The sequence below is a fragment of the Nostoc sp. ChiVER01 genome, assembly GCF_034531155.1.
In the GTDB taxonomy this organism is placed as follows: Bacteria; Cyanobacteriota; Cyanobacteriia; order Cyanobacteriales; family Nostocaceae; genus Nostoc.
Window position 1 is genome coordinate 144,327 of record NZ_JAVRBS010000010.1, and the last position, 19,614, is coordinate 163,940.

Genomic DNA, 19,614 nt, shown 5'->3' on the forward strand with positions numbered 1-19,614 from the left:
AAATTGGCCAACTCACCAACCTGCGAACGCTCGACCTCCGCAGTAATCAACTGAGTAGTCTGCCACCGGAAATTGGCCAACTCACCAACCTGCAAACCCTCAACCTGGACAGGAATCCTTTAGAATCACCTCCACCAGAAATTATCACGAATGGGTTTAAAGCAATTCTTGACTTTTGCAGGCAGCAGCTAGAACAAAAAACCGATCTCCTCTACGAAGCCAAGTTACTCATTGTGGGAGAAGCTGGTGCAGGTAAAACTACGCTAGCTAAAAAAATTCAAAACCCAAACTATGAGCTACAGAAGAATGAAAGTTCTACTGAAGGGATTGATATTATTCAATGGAAGTTCCCGTTCAAGGGGAAAGAATTTCAGGTCAACATTTGGGACTTTGGCGGCCAAGAGATTTATCATACTACTCACCAATTTTTTCTCACTAAACGCTCTCTTTATGCCGTAGTTGCTGATCTTCGCAAACAAGACACAGATTTTTTCTACTGGCTAAATGTGGTGAAATTGTTGAGCGATGATAGTCCTTTACTCATTATCAAAAATGAAAAGCAGGAGCGCAAATGGGAAATAAATGAGAACAATTTACGAAAGGAATTCATCAATTTTAAAGAAACACTTTCTACAAACCTTGCCACTAATCGCGGTCTAACACAAATATTGGATAAAGTTCAGCACTTTATTAGTAGCCTACCTCATGTAGGTATAAAACTTCCTAAAACCTGGGTCAAAGTGCGGGAAGCTTTAGAAGATAACCTCGATGAATATATTAGTTTGGATGAATATTTGAAAATCTGTCAGCAACATGGTTTTACTAAAGAGGAGGACAAATTCCAACTCAGTGGCTATCTGCATGATTTAGGTGTATGCTTACACTTTCAAGACGATGACTTGTTAAGAAAAACCGTTATTCTCAAGCCAACTTGGGGTACAGATGCCGTTTACAAAGTATTAGATAATCCACAAGTCATTGAAAACCTGGGTCAATTTGACCGTGATGATTTAGCAAGTATTTGGCATGAAGAAAAATATGCCTATATGCGACCAGAACTGTTGCAGCTAATGATGAAATTTAAACTGTGCTACAAAATACCTAGTCGTTCCAGCACTTATATTGCACCTCAATTACTCTCTGCCAACAAACCTGATTTTAACTGGGACGATCGCAACAACCTTATCCTGCGCTACACCTATACATTCATGCCCAAAGGCATCCTCACCCGCTTTATTGTCGAGACGCACCCTTGGATTGAACAGCAAAAACTCGTTTGGAAAAATGGTGTTGTTCTTAACAAAGACCAAACTCGTGCTGAAATCATTGAAAACTACAATCAACGGGAAATTAAAATCCGTGTAGCCGGAAACCGTACAAAAGAATTGATGGCAGTCATTACCCATGAACTCGAAAAAATCCACAACTCTTACGAACGTTTGCAATATGAAATACTAGTTCCTTGTAACTGCGAAAAATGTGAAGGAAGCCAAACTCCTTATAGTTATCCTCTGAACGAACTGCGTGAGTTCCTAGATAATAGTGCTTACCTGATTCAATGCAGGAAAACCCGTCAAATGGTAGATGTCCGCAGGTTAATTGATGATGTCATGTTCCAATCCGATAGACCAGATAAGGAACTCAACCCCCAAGTTACACAGTTACAAAGCGAACTGGAGCAACAAAGAGAGGAACCATTAAAACATCACCTAAAAGATAGCAATCAAAAAGAAGTATTTATCTCCTACACTTGGCGAGATCAACAAAGTAAGCCACTTGTAGAGAAAATAGAGCAAGCATTTCAAGCCAAAGACATCAAAATTATTCGTGATACCAATGCAATTGGCTATAAAGAAAGATTTAAAGAATTCATGCAGCGTTTGAGCCGTGGTACATGCGTAATTTTAGTAATCAGCGACCAGTATTTAAAGTCCGAAAATTGTATGTATGAACTGGTTGAAATTTCTAAAAATGGGAATTTATATCAGCAAATCTTTCCTATTATTTTAGCAGATGCCAATATTTTTAACCCTATTGAAAGAATTAAATATATTGAATACTGGGAAGAGAAAATCAAAGAGTTAAACGCAGCGTTGAAAAAAGTAGATGCAGATAATTTGCAAGGATTTCGAGAAGATATTGACCAATACAGAGAGATACGTAGCACGATCGCCAAACTTACCGACCTGCTCAGAGACATGAATACTAAGACTGAAGATATTCACAGCGAATCAGAATTTGAGAGATTGGTGAACGCGATCGCACAGCGTTTAGATGAGTAAAACTAGACTATTAGTGACGCTTTGAGATAGAGCAATGTCTCCAACAGGCTATGCCTACACCCTTTTAACTCGATAATTTGTGTTCTGAGATGCTAGCTTTAAGTGCAGAAGCAGAATAATGAGGATAAAAGGTGCAACTTCGAGGATAAAAGGCGCAACTTCGAGGATAAAAGACGCAACGGCGAGGATAAAAGATGCAACTTCGAGGATAAAAGGTGCAACGGCGAGGATAAAAGGTGCAACGACGAGGATAAAAGACGCAACGGCGAGGATAAAAGGTGCAACTTCGAGGATAAAAGACGCAACTGCGAGGATAAAAGGTGCAATTACGAGGGTTAAAGGTTAAGCGATCGCTCTTTTAACTCGACAACTCATGTTCCAAGGTGCAAGCTTCAACTTCAGAGGTGGAGCGATCAAGATCGTATGATTGGTTCAATCTTACGACTTAGAAGACAGTTCAAACGCCATCTGCGAACGATAGAAACAGACATCAAATTCCAAGAAAAAATTCATGCGTCCTAAAAGTAACGGCACATTATCCGTGAGACTCCAAGCAAACACCAATCGCACTGGTTCAAAACTGGTTATTTGAGCAGATACAACTAACCCTTTTGCCTCAACTGGTGCTAGGTTTCCAGCCAGTTGCACTGAGGTTGTTAGTTCTTCCCAAACTACCCATAACTGAATACCTATGCTGTAAGGTAAAACATTAATACTAGCTCCAGTATCCAATAAACCAGAAACGTTGACGACAGAATTTTTGTAGCTTAACGTCAGAGGTAATATTGGCACTGCATCGATATCCCCGAACACATCACGACTTTCAACAAAGGGAAATCTTTGTGAATTAAGCATCGTTTACCTGTCTGTCTTCTTCTAACAGTGCGGCTAGTTTATTAGCAGCTTCATGGGAATTATAGGGAGACCACACATGATAAGTGACTCCAGGCTGTAACGACAATGCTTCTTCAGTCGCCAGTTCTTGAACTAAAAACTGCATGACCTTGAGTTTATCTGCACGAGATAGGTTGTGCAAGGTCGGAAATAAATCTGCTACGCTCATATCAAGTTGAAGATAACGAGTAAATACTTTTTATATTTTTACAACTACTATAAGGTGGTTACAAAGTTTGTGGCGTTGGCGTAAAAAAGATTTTACTACGCAAAACCTGTCCTTCTCCGATGCGGAGACGGACAGACTTTGATAAAAATTCAAGACAGGGAGAGGTTTGATAACTAATTACTTGATTTGCGGATGAGCATCTTGTCCATCACAACAAACTAAGATTGGGTGTAGCTGTAATTTTAGTCTGGTAAGCCTTTTTGACACCAACCCAGTTACTAGCAATTGGCATTCGCCAACCAGTTCCAAAAGCGCGATCGGTGATTTTTAAACCGGGGGGTGCTTGTCGCCGTTTAAATTCAGCCCGCGCTACCATTTGGATTACTCTGTCTACAATTACCGGATCGTGACCGGCTGCAACTATTTGCACTGCTGATTGGTGATTATGAATTAGGCGTTGCAAAATATCGTCCAAAATTTCGTAAGGCGGTAGAGAGTCTTGATCAACTTGGCCTGGTTTAAGTTCGGCGCTGGGTGGTTTAGTCAAGACATTTTGCGGGATGATTTCATGATTGCGATTTAACCATTGACAAAGTGAATACACACGGGTTTTAGGAACATCTGCAATTACCGCTAACCCGCCATTCATATCGCCGTAGAGAGTACAGTAACCAACAGCCATTTCTGATTTGTTACCGGTAGATAAAAGAAGATAGCCAAATTTATTAGCGATCGCCATTAATAAATTACCGCGAATCCGAGATTGGATATTCTCTTCTGCCAGTCCAAACTCAGTACCTGCAAACAAATCATCTAAAGTTTGATCAAAGCCTTGCATTAACTCGCCAATTGGTAAAAGATGAGTCTTAATCCCCAAATTTTCGGCTAATGCCACAGCATCACTGATAGAATGCTCAGAACTGTAAGGGGAAGGCATGAGAACACCAAGGACATTTTCTTTACCAAGTGCCGCAGTTGCGATCGCAGCTACTATTGCAGAGTCAATCCCGCCGCTTAAACCCAATACTACTTTAGAAAAGCGACACTTACGAGCATAATCTCGCACTCCTAAAACCAACGCTTGCCAAATTTCTTCATCTTCCGATTCATAGACAGGTGCTACAGAACCTAATTGAAAATCCCGTTGCGCTTCATCAAATTCAACTACTACTAAATCAGTATCAAACCCACGGGCGCGGCACATCACTTCACCTTGACGATTCAAGGCAAAACTCCGCCCATCAAAAATTAAGTCATCATTTCCGCCAACCTGATTAGCATAAATCATTGGTTGTTGAAAACGTATTGCACTATGCCTGAGCATTGTTTCTCTAAACTGCTGCTTACCGGCAGTGTAGGGGGAAGCAGACAAATTTACAATTAAATCTACACCTAAAATTGCTAAGTCAGCAATCGGATTTACTGCATAACTACGTTTGCCCCAGAATTCCTCGTCATTCCATAAATCTTCGCAAATAGTTACGCCAATATGGATATCATCTAAAGTGAAATAATTGGCTTCTAAACCTGGTTCAAAATAGCGACGTTCGTCAAATACATCGTAAGTAGGCAAAAGCCGTTTGTGGAAAACTTGCTTAACTTTGCCATCTTCTAGCAAAGCCATGCTGTTAAATAAGGTTTTACCACCACTAATATGTGCTTTGATATTCTGTTCAACAGTTCCTACCAAAACAGCTAAATTTGGTGGTAAATCCTGCACCAAATTTTGTAAAGTGATGCCCATCGCTTCCACAAAACTAGGATTTAATAGTAAATCTCTTGGTGGATAGCCACACAAAGAAAGTTCTGGTGTTAGCAATAAACGCGCCCCGCTAGATGCTGCTAGTTGTGCCGCCTCTAGGATTTTTTGGGCATTTACAAGCAAATCACCAATTGTTGGATTAATTTGAGCGATCGCAATTTTCATATTATTTGTCATTAGTCATTGGTCATTTGTCATTTGTTAAGAGTCATAAGTTACTCTGAACTTAAAACTTTTAACTCTGGACTTTAGGTAGAGACTCGTTAAATAAATACCAAAGGCTTATCTTTTAAGGGAGCAAAAGCTTCAGCATCAAACTTATACAAACTAGCTGGACGACCAGCACCTCGTGATACCTTAATTCCGGTATCGCACAAAAAACCTAACTTGAGTAGACGCGCTCTAAAATTAGAATAATCGGAGAAATTATCACCTAAAACTGTGGCGTATAACTGATATAAATCATTCAAGGTGAACATTTCTGGCAAGACTTCAAAAGCCACGGGGCTATACTCTAATTTATTTCGCAATCGCCTGTGTCCATAAGCCAAAATTTCATTATGGTCAAAAGCTAATTGCGGCACTTGTTTTACCGGATACCAAGCTATGCCAGTCATGCGATCGGCAATTAATTCGGCTTCTTCAAATCGCACTAGGGCAAAGTAACTAACTGATAGATAACGCACACCATAACTATCAGTTGCTTCCCGTGGATCGCGGTTCGGCCCGCCAAATGTATACAGTTGTTCTAAATAGAGATTGTTGACCTTAATTTTCTCTGCCATAATGCGATAGGCGGCATCTTCTAAAGACTCTCCTGGACGTACTAAGGTACCGGGAAGACTCCAATGATTTAGAAATGGTTCTTGCTGTCGCATTACTAGTAGAACTAACAGCCGATTTTGTACAGTATCTACAGAAAAAATTACATTATCAACACCAACCTTGAAATCGGCCAAAGGTTGTTGGTTTAACGGAGTTGGTATCTTTTTTTGTGAACGTCCTGGCATTCGTACAAATGCTCTCGATTAATATAGGCAACTACAGGGGCTGTGAGGGCTTGAGAATCTCCATGTTCGCGGTACGCTGTCGAGGAAACATCTAGACCGGTCAGACTAGCGATCGCAATCTTGCCTCCCAGCTTTTGCACTACCTCTGAACTAGATTCATCTATTGCATATCCCGGTCGCGGTACAATCAGTAGTTGCACTTGCTGTAACAAATCTTCAATACGATACCAACGTGGTAGCTGACTCAGTAAATCTGAACCAATAATCAACGTTAATTGTGCGTCTTCACCCCAAGTAAGCTTGGCTTTTTCTACTGTTTCCAGTGTTCTAAAGCTACTCAATTTTTGTTCCAAAGCAATATTGTGCCGTGGTGCGTCTATATTCGCAATCAACAGTTGCAGCATTGCCGCCCGATGTTCTAAGGGTGTTTGATGAGACTTAAATGGATTATCTGCTGCCCAAACAGCTACCCAATCATAACGCTCAGACAGCCAACTGAGAATTTCTTGATGTCCAGCAGTTGGTGGATCGGCACTAGTTCCAAACAAAGCAACTCTCATCATCTTACTTTGCGTCCTTGGCGTCCTTGGCGGTTCGTTTCTTAGTTTCTTCTGTCAACTCTTGCAGCGCGGCAGAAATTTCCACTTGCACCGAGACAGGATGATCCAAACGGCGTGTCTGTTGTGGCAAACTAGCAACTGATGCGGCGGTACGCTGACGAATTGTTGCCAACGATTCCAACGGCTGTATCCGTTCACCTTCTTGCACTACCAACTGCAACAAAGGTTCTTCTTCCAAAGCAATTTCACCTAAGAGTCCCAACCTGTCTGCTTTTACCTTACCTCCCGTATACGAGCGAAAAATCTGCTTGCGCCCTGGATAAGTAACTTTACCACTAGACTGCTTCATCACTGGGATACCATCAATGTCTACAAGTTTGTAAACTCCATTTACAGGCGAACCTGTAACTAGTCGCGTTCCCAATCCGTAACCATCAATTTGGGCCCCAGCAGCTTTTAATTTGGCAATTTCCCACTCATCCAAGTCGCCACTGACAAAAATTGGTACACCGGGAAGGAGCGATCGCACCTGTTTTGATAAGGTAACTAAATCTCCTGAGTCCAATCTCACTCCTGTTAATTGCATTTCCCCGGAATTTACTTTTTCGGCCAAGCGCCCGGCAGCAGCAATGGTATCGTAAGTATCAATCAGCAATGGCGCACCCGGAAAATATCTATGAAATGCACTGAAAGCTTGTTCTTCAGTGCCTTCTATTGCTGACAACGCCATCACCAGGGCGTGTGCCATAGTACCACTAGGCTTTTGTCCTAGTTGTAGCGCTGCTAACACATTAGAAGTGGCATCTAAACCACCTGCCAACGCCGCCCGCGCCGCCCACAAAGACCCTTGAGGACTAAATGCTCGTCTTGTACCAAATTCTAAAAGTGTTGCTGATTCTCCCGCTATATCCCTTAACCTTGCTGCTTTTGTAGCAATCAAAGTCTGGTAATTAATCGTATTCAGCAGGTAAGTTTCTACTAATTGTGCTTGCCAAAGTGGTGCTTCCACTCGCAATAGTGGCTGATTGGCAAACACAGCTGTTCCTTCTGGTACTGCCCAAACATCACCTGTAAACTTTCCGTCAGCTAAAAGTGACCAAAAGCGATCGCCTGCTTGAGCAAAAATTCCTGTTGCCTGTAATGCCGCAATTTGCGCCAAACTAAACCGGAATTTAGCTAAATATTCCAATGCCTGCGTCAGTCCCATTGCAATTAAATAACCAAAACCCTCTGGCAATCGCCTAACAGTCAACTCAAAGCTTGCCCGTCGTTGTTCTATACCTTCACCTGTGTAACAAGCTGCCATTGTTAACTGGTAAAGGTCGGTCAATAAGCTGTAGTCATCCGCAGAGAGGTTTAGTTCCTGGTTCTGCTGGCTTTGCTGTTTATATACATAGTCCAAATCTGGCAAAGTTGTCATGCAAGAGCTTCCTTACAAGATGCTTCTGTTATTTATGGTAATATTTACCATAAATAATGTCAACTATCAGCAAGTATATTTTCTGAGATTGCCGTATAACAGTAGATTGATGGCAATTTATACTAGCTTTATAAAATATTTAATATTTTTTAATAGTATTAGTTAGCAATAATGTTAATCAAATAAGGTGGTTAATAAAAGGAAACAATATTCTTTGTTTTGCTTCGTTGCCCTAACTGGGGTTGGAGAAACAACTATGTTAAAATTAGAATCAAAGGGAAAAGTTTGTTTTTCTGACAAGCTAAAGTATTGCGAAGTTATCTGAATAAACATTGCATATATTCTCAATATATTGAGAACAAGAGCCAGCTTTGAATATCAGTATTAGAGTATAGGTAGCACAATTAAAGCGACTCGAAAGAAGGAGTCCAATATTATGGCTATTTCCAATATCATTGCGAACATAACCAAGTATATTTCTGAAGCTGCAATGCGGATTTTTGGGCCTAATGATGACGCTTATCCTGCTACAGGCGTACAACCTTTTACAGGCGAACCTTACGATAAGCGTAAAGATGATTATAATTAGGTGCTGAATATAAAAATCTCTGTTGATAGGAGTGGGCAAGATGTCGGCACTACGCAGATTTTAAAAGCGACTATTTTGAGAACCATAGTTTTAAAAGTAGTGGGAGCATTTTGCTCCCACTACTTATTTATGGGTATTTTATATCTTTGAAAAGATGAAAATAAGATGCTGACCTTCCAATACGGTTCGGATAAGCATTTTGAACTAAGAATTGGTTTGGGGAAAAGGTTAAAGGATAAGGGTTAAAGGTTTTTTCTTCCCCTTTCCCCCTTCGCCTTTCCCCTTTAACCGAACCGTATTAGCTGACCTTCAATCTTAAGCCAATAATGATAAAAAATCGAAACAAGTCAAATTCAAAGCTTAATTATCAATTTTGTTTTCTCTTTTATCAGTCATAGACATTTAAAAAGTGAGTCAGATTAGGGCGTGAGGTTTTTCTCACGCCTTTTTTTTTAAACTTTTTTCCCGCCGCCTGCTAAGAGTTCCAGAATGACTCCATTTGTCCAGCCGAAGCCAATTTCGTTAGAACTATATCCAAAGGAAATTTCGTCGGAAACGTTGGCAGAACAGCGTTCAACATCATATTTCTCAACTAGGGTGTTGTGACGCTCGAATTCTTGAATTACCATAGCCAGAAATTTGTTGGCAATGCGATCGCCTTCTGTATGAAACCCATAACGGTGAAGTCCCTGGACAGCAATGTACGTCAATGGTGCCCAACCAAAGGGAGCATCCCACTGGTTTCCGGTAATATGAGTACTGGTAAGAATTCCGCCTGGGGCTTCAAACAAAGAGAGATTTTCCACCACACGCTTGGCTTGGGCTGGAGAAGAAATTCCTAGCCATAAGGGATAAAATGTAGTAGCAAATTCATAACAACGGCGTTTTCCACTCTGGAAGTGATAGTCGAAATAGAGTCCTCGTTCTTCATTCCAAAGAAATTTATCAATCCGATCGCGGCGGATATCTGCGCGATTACGCCATTTTTGTTCCAATTGTTCGTTCCCCAGAATATGCTTAATTTGCGCCATGTCTTGTTCTACTTGATACAGCAAAGTGTTGAGACACACAGGAGCGTAGTGGAGGATATCAGCACTGAAGGGGCCAAATCGGTTGGTAATATCAAAACCGGACTCACGCATGGTGCGATCGCCCTTATAAAATAGATTGGTCAGTTGGTCATTTTCTCGGTCGTAGTAAAGATTGACATCATAATCTTCAACCTCAAAGGTTTGGTAATATTCCTTGACGCGATCATAGTGGGTTTTTCCCTGCTCATCGCGTTCGGAAAACAAAACTTCTGGCGCCGGGCCTTCCCCAAAGGCGTAAAATCTCGATAAGCCGGTTGCGGGATTAAAATGGGGTGGTACTACCCAGTAATAGTAAAATTGCTCTAAAAGCGGTATGGTTGACCTTAACCACTCTTCATCCTGGGTGTGCTTGAATAGTGCCAAAACCATCATGCTGAGGACTGGGGGTTGCGATCGCGACAGCATATAAGTCCGGTTGGCATTGAGGATAGTGCCGTAATTTTGCACCTGGTACAATAATTGGTCTACCTGGCTTTGCGCTAGCTCCAATTCTCCATCGTGCAAAAGTCCCAGTAATATAAAGTAGCTGTCCCAGCCATACATTTCGTTAAATCGACCACCTGGGACGAGATAAGACCCTGGTAGGTATAGTAAGCCATGCTCCTTAATTGCTTCGACTTCTGAGGGCAAAGTGCGAATTTCAATTTCTTGCATATCCTGGGGAGATAGCGATCGCTCTAAGACTGTCTGAATGTTGGGACAATCTTCTAAAGGGGAAATGTAGACGAGCCAAGGAGTATCGGTTTTGTGGTCTAGTTTGGTATCTTTGGCGGATTGTAATAAGTGTTCGTGCGATCGCGTTAAGGTTCTCCAGGTTTTTTTGATATGGGCCCGCACGGCGTCTATCTGCGTGGTGGTAAGTGCTGATGAGGTGAGCATAATTTAATTTGACGGGGTGTGAGGAGGTTGGAGGAATTTTTTTAACGCAGAGGAACGCCAAGGGAATCGCAGAGGTACGCAGAGATTTTAGGGGTTTTCTCTGCGTAAGATGGATTTTTTTTATTCGGCACTACTAACTAATAGAGCGACTGGGAAATGGGCGAGGGCTGATCCGATAGATAGGGTTTGTGTGGTTTGTAAGGGTTGTTGAGTGATGACGTTTTTCCAGGTGGAGGAAGTTCCAGGGGGTAATAACAGGTGCGTATCTTGCCATACTGACTCGCCTAAGGGGTTTTCTCCTGGCTGGATCAGGTTGGTTAAAAAGCGAGGGGCGATCGCGATCGCTGTTTGATTGCCTTCTCGTCGCGCAAAGGCGATTATATGATTGGCGTGGGTTCCTTGAACTTCTAAGGGGAGATAGTCGCCGTCCTGGAATAATAAGACATAGTTTGTTCTGGCTTGGAGTAATTGAGCCGTTAAAAACAGTTTGATTCTGCCGTCGGTTTTATCACTCAGCAATTCTTGAATTAAAGCTAAAGCGTCATTTTTGACTTGTTCGCGGATGGCGCTTAAGTAGGTGCGTCGCTGTTCAAAATCTACTGGGCGGCGGTTATCTGGATCGACTAGGCTTAGTTCCCAAAGTTCTGTTCCTTGGTATACATCGGGTACGCCGGGAGCGGTGATTTTCAGTAGAGTTTGGGAAAGGGAATTGAAGATACCATACTCTGCAATTCGCGCTTGAAAGGGACGAAAGGCTTCTAGAAATTCCCCGGAGAGAGAAGGATCAAGTACTTTTTCAATAAAGGAGGTACAAGCTTCTTCATACTCGCTATCTGGCCGCAACCATGCTGTATGCACTTTCGCTTCTCGAATTGCTTTTATTATATAGTCTTTCACCCGTTCCACGAAGGATGCATGTTCCTGTTCTGCAAAGGGAAACGCCCCTAGCAAGGTTTGATAGAGAAAATACTCGTCGTTGCGATCGGGCATAGCGAACCCGTGGCGATGGCTACGATGTCCTCGATTTATGGCACTCCAGGTATTTACCTGCTGATCCCATTCATCGGGGATTTCTGAGAGAACATTCAATCTGGCCCGCACATCTTCGCCGCGTTTGGTGTCGTGGGTGGCTGTGGTGTTCATTGTGTGTGGCCAGGTTTCTTGATGCTGTTTGTTAAATGCATGAAATTTGGCTAAGTCGATGCCAAAATGACCAGGATTTCCCCCGACTTCATTCAGCGATAGCAACCGATTGTAAACATATAATGTGGTGTCTTCTACGCCTTTTGCCATTAACGGCCCACTGTATTGCTGCATCCGCAAGACAAAATATATCCACTGTTCACGTTCTGTTTGAGTCAGAGAATTATCAAACTCTAGCAGCATTAACTTTTCAATAAAATTCAGTTCGTTCTGCAATAGGGGCGTTTGTTCTTTAGCTTGATCAATTACTTCTTGAATGGTAGCGCGATCGCTTTCTTCAATTCCATCGGATGTAATGTAGGTGCGATAAATCGGAAACAGTGTCAAAATTTCGGCGATCGCTCTTTTTAATCCATTCAGTGTAAAATCATTACCATAGCGATATTTGCTGGAAACATTCTTTAACAAAAGTGCCAGATTGTCAATATCACCTGCTAAATTCTTTTCTAAAATTAGGTGTTTTTTATCCTTCACTACCGAGGCATAATCTACTCTAGAACTGATAAAGTTTTGGTAAATTTTATCAAAAGATGATTCATTTTCAACTTGACAAAATACGCCATTTACATAGTTGAGAAAGTCATATCCTGATGTACCTTCAATTCCCCAGTTTTCTGGCAATTCTTCGGTTAGTTCTAAAATCTTCTCGACGGTGATATAAACATCTCCCATCTTTTCCCGCAGCCTTTCGAGATACTGGATTGGGTTATAAAGTCCATCAATATGGTCAATTCGTAAACCAGTAAATTTTCCTTCTTCAACTAGCTTCTGAATCAGTCCGTGGGTATTATTAAAAACCCGCACTTCTTCAACTTTCACGGAAATCAATTCATTAACAGTAAAGAAACGGCGGTAGTTCATTTCCTCCGCGCCAACTTTCCAGAAGGCGAGACGGTAAAATTGATCCTTCAGTAAATCATCTAGGAGGTTAAAGCTTTCTGAATTACCAGGTTCTCCGTTGAATGTTTGGAGATTTTCGTCGATAAACTCGCGGATAGCATCGTTTGTAGTGTAGAGTTCCCAAACCAATCCTTTAATAAATGCGATTTGGTCTTGTCGCTGTTTTCCTGCAACTTCTGAAGGCACATTTTTGAGAATGTAGAGAATTCCCAATAGCTTAATAAAATCAGGATGATTGCGTCCGAGTGTCCGGGTGAGTTTACCCAAATTATAGGTGATAAATTTTGTGTAAGATTCTAACCGCAGTGGCAGTTTCAAGCTGTAATAGTTGACGGTTAAACCATTTTGTTCGTATTGCAGTTGAATGTGTCCGTTTTCTAGGGATGTACCATAAAAATCTCCTAAGAGAGGAGCGAGAATTCGCTCTTGGCGATCGCCAAAGGGAGCGTTCCAAGAAAGGTCGAAGTAGTCGGTATAGCTAGAATCTGGGCCGTGTTCCAATACGTCCATCAAGTAATCGTTTTCGCTGCTATAGGCCATGTGGTTTGGCACAATATCTTGTAACCAGCCCATACCAAGGTATTGAATTTCACTAACTAATGCATCAAAGGATTCATTAGTTCCCAGTTCTGGGTTAAGTTGAGTGGCATCTACTATATCGTAGCCGTGCGTACTCCCGGATCGTGCTTTGAAAATCGGGGAAGCATATAAATCGGAAATACCTAAATCTGCTAGATAAGCTGCGATCGCTTTGGCGTTGTCAAAGCCAAACTGAGGTGTAAATTGGATTCGATAAGTAGCGGTAGGAATTCGCATATTTTTTTAGTGGGGAGTAAGGGGAATGAGGTTTTGAGGATAAACGCTGAACCTTTATAGAGGATGTTTGAAAAGTCCTCTTCTCGGTAGCAGAGGCGTATTACCCCCCTTAATCCCCCCTTATAAAGGGGGGAAACAAGAAATCTATTTCCCTCCCCTTTACAAGGGGAGGGTTAGGGTGGGGTTAGGGGAGATCAATAAGTGCCTAACATCACAGCCAACCATTGTTAAAACAACCTTTTAGCTCAAACATTAAGCCTTGTTGCTCAAACTTTAAGCCTTATTGCTCGAACCTTAAGCCTTATTGCTCAAACATTAAGTCTTACTGCTCGAACCTTAAGCCTTATTGCTCAAACATTAAGCCTTATTGCTCAAACATTAAGCCTTATTGCTCGAACCTTAAGCCTTACTGCTCAAACATTAAGCCTTATTGCTCAAACATTAAGGTGATGAGGCTGAAACTTTAAGTTCTAACTCTTCCCCTCATCCTTTTTCATAGAGTACTAAACTAGTAGGTTGCAATTTGAATTCTTGGTCTACAGACAAATGTTCAGGAGCTTCAGAACCATGCCCAGACCATGAGGTATCAGCAGAGTCTAACAATTTATTAGCATTTTGCTCAAACGGTAGAGTCACTGTCACTGGAGAAGAATTGAAATTCATCACAAATATTAGTTCACTTGATTCGCACCAACGACGCACGATGACTAACTGCTTCTCTTCATCGCTAGTCGCTTTGATGGAGTTGCGGTCTTGATTCAAAAGTGCTGGATGCGTCTTGCGGAAATTAATTAACTGACGATACCAATCCCAGAGAACTTTGTGTTTACCGTCATTGCGTAATTCCCAATTGAGTTTAGACTTTAGGTAAGTTTCTGACGATTCGGGATCTGGGGGATCATCTGCATAGTGAAATGCTTCAAATTCTTGTTTGCGTCCGGCTCGAACTGCTTGAATTAAATCTGGATCGGAGTGACTGACAAAGTAAATGAAGGGTGCTGTTTCGCCGTATTCTTCTCCCATGAACAACAGGGGTAAGTTGGGCGACAGTAGCACAGCAGCAGCAGCTAACTTTAATCCCTCAAAAGAGATTCGCTGGCCGAGGCGTTCTCCTTTCATTTGATTGCCGATTTGATCGTGATTCTGAATACAGATTGTAAATTGTGATAAAGGGCGATCGCGGCAAGATAAGCCATGAAATCGTTTGCGATCGGGCGAGTATTTCCAATCGTAGACAAAAGTATCTTCATAAGCTTTTGCCAACTGAGCCACTTGCCCAAAATCTTGATAATATCCTTGGCGATCGCCTGTCAACAGTGCGTGCAATGAATGGTGAAAATCATCACTCCACTGGGCATCAAGACCATATCCACCCAATTCTACTGGACGAATTATTCGCGGATTATTCAAGTCACTTTCAGCAATTAAGTGACGTTTCCATTTTTGCCCTTGTTGGGAAAAATGATGAACTGCTTCCGCTAGTTCCCATAAAAAATGCTTCGCCCCCAAGTCGTAAATTGCTTGAATAGCATCCAGCCGCAATGCATCTATGTGGAAGTCACGCAACCAGTAAAGCGCATTTTCGATAAAATAATTTCGCACACCCTGACTATGAGCATCGTCGAAATTCAGCGCTTCGCCCCAAGGCGTTTTATAGGTTTTAGTAAAGTAGGGCGCGAACTGACTCATATAGTTGCCTTCTGGCCCAAAGTGGTTATACACCACATCCAGCACTACGGCAATTCCGTGTTGGTGGCAAGCATTTACTAGTTGCTTTAGATCGGCTGCGCTACCGTAGGAATTTTGCACCGCATAAGGGTAAACGCCGTCATAACCCCAGTTGCGGTATGCAAGAGAAGCTTCAATATGGGTATCTCCCGGAAACTGGGAAATGGGCATAATTTCAATGGCGTTAATTCCCAGTTCTTTCAAATCCGGTAAACGGGGAATAATGGCGGTGAAAGTTCCTTCAGGCGTGAAAGTCCCAACGTGAACTTCATAGAAAATCATCGACTCCACAGGAACCCCAGTCCACCCTTCATCAGTCCACTCAAAGTGTTGATCGACAATTTGCGACGGCCCATGTACCCCTTCTGGTTGATACTGCGACGCAGGATCGGCAAAAGCGTCTTGCCCATTTAAGACATACCGATAAAGCGTGCCTGGATATACATCGTTGACTTTCGTTTGCCAGTATCCCTCAGACTGAGGCTTGAGCGGAATTAATTGCTGTTCTGGCGTCAAAATTTGTACCGTGACACCATTTAATAGCGGAGACCAAACTGTAAATTCACACTCTCCGTCACCCAAGTAGTTAGCACCTATTCTCACGCAGTATCCTCCCATCAGTTCCAGTTTGTTGTGCCGAATCGTGGCGCGATGGCGTACCCGCCCTTTCCAGTGGCGATAAGCAAAGCTTAAGCCTTCGGCTATCGCAAATACTATTGATTGCAAAATGTTTACAAACACGCCAGATAGCATAATGGTTGGTCTACCGGGCTTTTAGCTAGCACCTGTAGGCGGATTTTTGACTAGAACAATTTCTGTCTAATGACAAATTTAGTTGTGAAGGAGGCAGGACAATACAATTTGGTTAAGGTTTTTTGATGAAAATTTTAGATCGCAAATCCGCGATAAATCGCGATTATTGTAGAGACGGCGATTCATCGCGTCTTGCCTTAATTGCAGTTCGCATCCACACAGTATGCCGATTGATATGTATTAGAACGTTTACCAAATATGGTGTAGCGATTATCGCGGATTTGTTCGTAAAAGCGATCGCCTGCCCATTTCATGCCCGGTAAGGCTCGATAAGCGTCTACAAATATACTTCCTGCTGGCAATAATCGCCCAATTTCTTCAGCTGCATTACTACCTTGCCAACGTCTCTGAGGTTCATTGGCATCAATTAAAATCATCCCTTGTTCACAGTCTTGAGCTGTAATTCCCCACTTTAAAATTGTTTGCTCATCTTGCATAGGGCTGTAGCGAAACAGCTTTCCTTGGTCTAAGGTTTCTAGCAATTGTACTAGAGTAACGCAGAGATTACAATTTCCATCGTAGATTACGTAGTAATTCATAGAAATAACTGACTTGTCAGATATGTTTAAATACAACTTTGGTATTCTAGCTTAGAAAACTGTAGCGATCGCTCTTGCTTAAGTAACGCAGTAGTAAATAATCCGAACTACCTCAGCCAAAACAAAATTTCATTTATTAAATATGTATAATGTCGTCTAGCTTAAGTTGTAAATTTGGCAATAGTTCAGACGAAATAGTATCTCCTAAGCGATATTGTCGCTGCTCATACACACCGTTAACTAACTGACAAACAGTGAATGTGGGTTGTTTAGGATTGCCAATAAATTGCAAACTACCCAAGCCCCGAAAATCTACAATCCAATATTCTGGGATGTTAAGAAAAGCATATTCTTCCACTTTTCTTGCATAATCATCTTGCCAGTTTGTACTCACAACTTCAGCAACAAGCTTAATAGTACTGCCATTACAAATAATAGGTTCTTTTTGCCAAAGCGGTTCTTTACTAAGTTCTGCTTTATCTAAAACAATTACATCAGGACGCAGCACTGTAGCTTCAGCCGCAGGCGGTTTAATTAAACAAGTTTTTGGAACTAACCAGTTTAAATTAGAATTAAAAATTTCGACATAGATTCTACCAACAATACTACCTGCAATAGCTTCGTGTGGCCCTGTAGGATCCATGTCTCTTAGTTGTCCGTCGATTAATTCGTAGCGTGTATTGTCACCATATTCGGCTATAAATTCTTCAAAGGTAAATAGTTTGGGCGAGGTGTAGGTCATTATGTCTTGTTTTGAGTTTATTGTAGCGAAAGCATTAGGCATTGAATAGAGAGGTTAAAATTTGAAGTTTCACCCTTAGAGATTCAACTTTTAAGTTTTAACTCCCCCTAATTTCTGACTTCTGAATTCTGCTGTATCATGCTTTTGGAATGGTATTTGCTTAGTTTTTTCATTAATGAGAAAATATTCATGAAATACAAACTCTTGGGCAAAAGCGGGTTAAGAGTCTCTGAACTCTCCTTAGGAACCATGACCTTTGGTGAAGATTGGGGTTGGGGTGCATCTGTTGACGAAAGCCGTAAAATCTTCGATAGCTATGCAGAAGCAGGGGGAAATTTCATTGACACCGCCAACGGTTATACCGATGGTAGCAGTGAAAAAATTGTCGGTGAGTTGATTGCTAAAGAACGGGAACGCTTTGTAGTTGCGACAAAATATTCCTTTCCCTTGCAGATGGATAACAAAAAAGGCGACCCTAACGCCAGTGGAAACCATCGCAAGAACTTAGTCCAGTCTTTAGAAGGTAGCCTGAAACGACTGAATACTGATTACATTGATTTATTCTGGTTGCACGCTTGGGATTTCACAACACCTATTGAAGAAGTATTGCGATCGCTTGATGATGTAGTCCGCCAAGGTAAAGTACTTTACATCGGTATTTCTGATACACCTGCTTGGATCGTTTCCCAAGCAAATACTATTGCCCAATACCAAGGATGGACGCAGTTTGTCGCCCTACAAATTGAGTATAGTTTAATTCAACGAACCCCAGAACGTGACTTGTTGCCGATGGCTAAAGCCTTGGATTTAGCAGTAACACCGTGGTCGCCTTTGGGTGGTGGTGTGCTTACAGGTAAATATAATCAGCCTCCTCAAGCAGACGGTGAAAAAGGACGACTCGAAACTTTTGGGGGAGAGATTTCACAGAAGAATTTAGCGATCGCTCAAGTTGTCAGTGAAGTTGCAACCGAAATCGGACACACACCTTCACAAGTAGCATTAGCTTGGTTACACGCTCAAAATGGTGTGATTATTCCGATCATTGGCGCACGTAAATTAACGCAGTTTCAAGATAACTTAGCTTCTTTAGATATCATCCTCTCGCCAGAACATTTGCAACAATTAAATGAAGTTAGTCAAATTGAACTGGGTTTTCCCCATGACTTTTTACACAATGATGTAATTCGCGATCGCCTTTTCGGTGGTACATTCAATACCATAGAAAACCACCGTATTTAACTAATAGTCATAAACTTTAACATATTCAGGCATTAATTCAATCGGTCGTCAGAGAGTTTCGTTAAGCCAAATAATTCTGTAGAGTTAGATATAAAAGGCATTAACAACGTAGAATCATGAACGACAACAGCATTACATCACGTTTGTACCCTACCCGCATTGATATTCCCGCCGAAGCACGAGTGAAAATCGTGGTACTTCTCAACCAAACTTTAGCAGCCACTTCGGATTTGAAAACCCAAGCAAAGCAAGCGCACTGGAATGTTAAAGGTACTGACTTTTACCAGTTACACTTATTATTTGATGAACTGGCTGGAGAATTGGAAGAGTACATCGATATGGTAGCTGAACGTGTCACAGCTTTAGGCGGATACGCTTTCGGAACAGCCCGTGCCGCAGCTAGAAATTCAATTTTGCCAGAATATCCCTTAGATATTTTGGATGGTAAAGACCATGTAACAGCCTTGTCAGATCGTTATGCACTCTATGCTAAACATCTGCGGGAAGCGATCGATAAAACAGATGACTTAAGCGATCTCGACACTGCCGATCTTTACACCGAAATTTCCCGCGCCATTGACAAACGACTATGGTTCTTAGAAGCTCATCTGCAAGTAGCAGAAATTAAGGGAGAGAATGGCAAAGCGGGTGCTACTACAACTCAAAAGATCCCTGCTGGTGTAAAATAAGCACTTTTGAGAAAAGTAGTCTTTTGTAAATCTAATAGTATCTTTTTGGTAAGTACGACACTTTTAAGTGCGTACTTTTCTTTTATATGTATATACTTTACTATTGAAATAGTTCAAAACGTAGGTCGAAAAACTCCAGAATATCTTCGACAAGTGATATCTCAAGATTAATACTTCAACTTCAATAAGCTAGTCGATTAGTGAAAAAGTATACTAATTTCCTTCTAATTCCTAACTCTTGTACAGACGCGATTCATCGCGTCTCTTCTACGATTCATTGCGTCTCTTC

General features: G+C 41.7%; 16 protein-coding genes. 5 read left to right on the forward strand and 11 right to left on the reverse strand.

The annotated features are described in order from the left end of the window. Together RMY00_RS15555 and RMY00_RS15560 are read left to right on the forward strand one after the other, a co-directional pair. Window positions 1–2,282, forward strand: a 2,282-nt coding sequence (locus RMY00_RS15555; protein WP_322648393.1) for a COR domain-containing protein, incomplete at its 5' end; no start/stop codon positions are given. Window positions 2,283–2,400: 118 nt separating this feature from the next. Then, window positions 2,401–2,628: a hypothetical protein gene (locus RMY00_RS15560; protein WP_322648394.1), complete on the forward strand. Its 228-nt coding sequence runs from the start codon at window positions 2,401–2,403 to the stop codon at window positions 2,626–2,628. Between the two features lie 92 nt (window positions 2,629–2,720). On the opposite strand, the gene RMY00_RS15565 is transcribed toward RMY00_RS15560, so the two are convergent. The 6 genes from RMY00_RS15565 to RMY00_RS15590 form a co-directional block, all read right to left on the reverse strand. Next, window positions 2,721–3,137 (reverse strand): retroviral-like aspartic protease, encoded by a 417-nt coding sequence (locus RMY00_RS15565; RefSeq protein WP_322648395.1) that lies wholly within the window; start codon window positions 3,135–3,137, stop codon window positions 2,721–2,723. Beyond that, window positions 3,130–3,345, reverse strand: coding sequence for a hypothetical protein (locus tag RMY00_RS15570; RefSeq protein WP_322648396.1), 216 nt, complete (start codon window positions 3,343–3,345; stop codon window positions 3,130–3,132). Before RMY00_RS15570 ends, RMY00_RS15565 begins: the two co-directional genes overlap by 8 nt. Window positions 3,346–3,553: 208 nt before the next feature. Continuing rightward, window positions 3,554–5,272, reverse strand: a complete 1,719-nt coding sequence (locus RMY00_RS15575; RefSeq protein ID WP_322648460.1) for an NAD+ synthase — start codon at window positions 5,270–5,272, stop codon at window positions 3,554–3,556. Between the two features lie 98 nt (window positions 5,273–5,370). Next, entirely contained in the window at window positions 5,371–6,117 is a 747-nt protein-coding gene (locus RMY00_RS15580) for an NUDIX hydrolase (protein ID WP_012411955.1), read from the reverse strand. After that, complete coding sequence (locus RMY00_RS15585; protein ID WP_322648461.1) at window positions 6,078–6,677, reverse strand: nicotinate-nucleotide adenylyltransferase; 600 nt, start codon at window positions 6,675–6,677, stop codon at window positions 6,078–6,080. Before RMY00_RS15585 ends, RMY00_RS15580 begins: the two co-directional genes overlap by 40 nt. Before the next feature lie 4 nt (window positions 6,678–6,681). Then, on the reverse strand, window positions 6,682–8,097 hold the full coding sequence (locus RMY00_RS15590; RefSeq protein WP_322648397.1) for a nicotinate phosphoribosyltransferase: 1,416 nt from the start codon (window positions 8,095–8,097) through the stop codon (window positions 6,682–6,684). Window positions 8,098–8,533: 436 nt separating this feature from the next. Here RMY00_RS15590 and RMY00_RS15595 point away from each other — a divergent pair, with 436 nt between their 5' ends. Continuing rightward, window positions 8,534–8,686, forward strand: a complete 153-nt coding sequence (locus RMY00_RS15595) for a hypothetical protein (protein ID WP_322648398.1) — start codon at window positions 8,534–8,536, stop codon at window positions 8,684–8,686. Window positions 8,687–9,138: 452 nt separating this feature from the next. Here RMY00_RS15595 and RMY00_RS15600 read toward each other — a convergent pair whose 3' ends face one another. The 5 genes from RMY00_RS15600 to RMY00_RS15620 all read right to left on the reverse strand — a co-directional run bounded on the left by RMY00_RS15600 (window position 9,139) and on the right by RMY00_RS15620 (window position 17,397). Continuing rightward, window positions 9,139–10,656, reverse strand: a complete 1,518-nt coding sequence (locus tag RMY00_RS15600; RefSeq protein ID WP_322648399.1) for a trehalase family glycosidase — start codon at window positions 10,654–10,656, stop codon at window positions 9,139–9,141. Between the two features lie 120 nt (window positions 10,657–10,776). Then, a complete protein-coding gene (treY, locus tag RMY00_RS15605; RefSeq protein ID WP_322648400.1) occupies window positions 10,777–13,575 on the reverse strand; it encodes a malto-oligosyltrehalose synthase in 2,799 nt (932 codons plus the stop codon). A 483-nt stretch (window positions 13,576–14,058) separates the two neighbouring features. Next, window positions 14,059–15,906 (reverse strand): malto-oligosyltrehalose trehalohydrolase, encoded by a 1,848-nt coding sequence (gene treZ / locus RMY00_RS15610; RefSeq protein WP_322648462.1) that lies wholly within the window; start codon window positions 15,904–15,906, stop codon window positions 14,059–14,061. Between the two features lie 347 nt (window positions 15,907–16,253). Further along, window positions 16,254–16,655: a thiol-disulfide oxidoreductase DCC family protein gene (locus RMY00_RS15615; protein ID WP_322648401.1), complete on the reverse strand. Its 402-nt coding sequence runs from the start codon at window positions 16,653–16,655 to the stop codon at window positions 16,254–16,256. Between the two features lie 136 nt (window positions 16,656–16,791). Beyond that, on the reverse strand, window positions 16,792–17,397 hold the full coding sequence (locus RMY00_RS15620) for a Uma2 family endonuclease (protein ID WP_322648402.1): 606 nt from the start codon (window positions 17,395–17,397) through the stop codon (window positions 16,792–16,794). Between the two features lie 189 nt (window positions 17,398–17,586). Between RMY00_RS15620 and RMY00_RS15625 the strand changes: the two genes are divergently transcribed. Next, complete coding sequence (locus tag RMY00_RS15625; protein ID WP_322648403.1) at window positions 17,587–18,636, forward strand: aldo/keto reductase; 1,050 nt, start codon at window positions 17,587–17,589, stop codon at window positions 18,634–18,636. A 116-nt stretch (window positions 18,637–18,752) separates the two neighbouring features. Continuing rightward, a complete protein-coding gene (dps, locus tag RMY00_RS15630; protein ID WP_322648404.1) occupies window positions 18,753–19,325 on the forward strand; it encodes a DNA starvation/stationary phase protection protein Dps in 573 nt (190 codons plus the stop codon). Window positions 19,326–19,614 lie beyond the last annotated feature (289 nt).

What these genes read in the sequence shown, in the direction of transcription:
- RMY00_RS15585 (WP_322648461.1), bottom strand. Translation starts at nt 6,677, where the DNA reads ATGAGAGTTGCTTTGTTTGGAACTAGTGCCGATCCACCAACTGCTGGA.
- dps (WP_322648404.1), top strand. Translation starts at nt 18,753, where the DNA reads ATGAACGACAACAGCATTACATCACGTTTGTACCCTACCCGCATTGAT.
- RMY00_RS15565 (WP_322648395.1), bottom strand. Translation starts at nt 3,137, where the DNA reads ATGCTTAATTCACAAAGATTTCCCTTTGTTGAAAGTCGTGATGTGTTC.
- RMY00_RS15625 (WP_322648403.1), top strand. Translation starts at nt 17,587, where the DNA reads ATGAAATACAAACTCTTGGGCAAAAGCGGGTTAAGAGTCTCTGAACTC.
- RMY00_RS15600 (WP_322648399.1), bottom strand. Translation starts at nt 10,656, where the DNA reads ATGCTCACCTCATCAGCACTTACCACCACGCAGATAGACGCCGTGCGG.
- RMY00_RS15570 (WP_322648396.1), bottom strand. Translation starts at nt 3,345, where the DNA reads ATGAGCGTAGCAGATTTATTTCCGACCTTGCACAACCTATCTCGTGCA.
- RMY00_RS15590 (WP_322648397.1), bottom strand. Translation starts at nt 8,097, where the DNA reads ATGACAACTTTGCCAGATTTGGACTATGTATATAAACAGCAAAGCCAG.
- RMY00_RS15620 (WP_322648402.1), bottom strand. Translation starts at nt 17,397, where the DNA reads ATGACCTACACCTCGCCCAAACTATTTACCTTTGAAGAATTTATAGCC.
- RMY00_RS15560 (WP_322648394.1), top strand. Translation starts at nt 2,401, where the DNA reads ATGAGGATAAAAGGTGCAACTTCGAGGATAAAAGGCGCAACTTCGAGG.
- RMY00_RS15575 (WP_322648460.1), bottom strand. Translation starts at nt 5,272, where the DNA reads ATGAAAATTGCGATCGCTCAAATTAATCCAACAATTGGTGATTTGCTT.
- treY (WP_322648400.1), bottom strand. Translation starts at nt 13,575, where the DNA reads ATGCGAATTCCTACCGCTACTTATCGAATCCAATTTACACCTCAGTTT.
- RMY00_RS15580 (WP_012411955.1), bottom strand. Translation starts at nt 6,117, where the DNA reads ATGCCAGGACGTTCACAAAAAAAGATACCAACTCCGTTAAACCAACAA.
- RMY00_RS15595 (WP_322648398.1), top strand. Translation starts at nt 8,534, where the DNA reads ATGGCTATTTCCAATATCATTGCGAACATAACCAAGTATATTTCTGAA.
- RMY00_RS15615 (WP_322648401.1), bottom strand. Translation starts at nt 16,655, where the DNA reads ATGAATTACTACGTAATCTACGATGGAAATTGTAATCTCTGCGTTACT.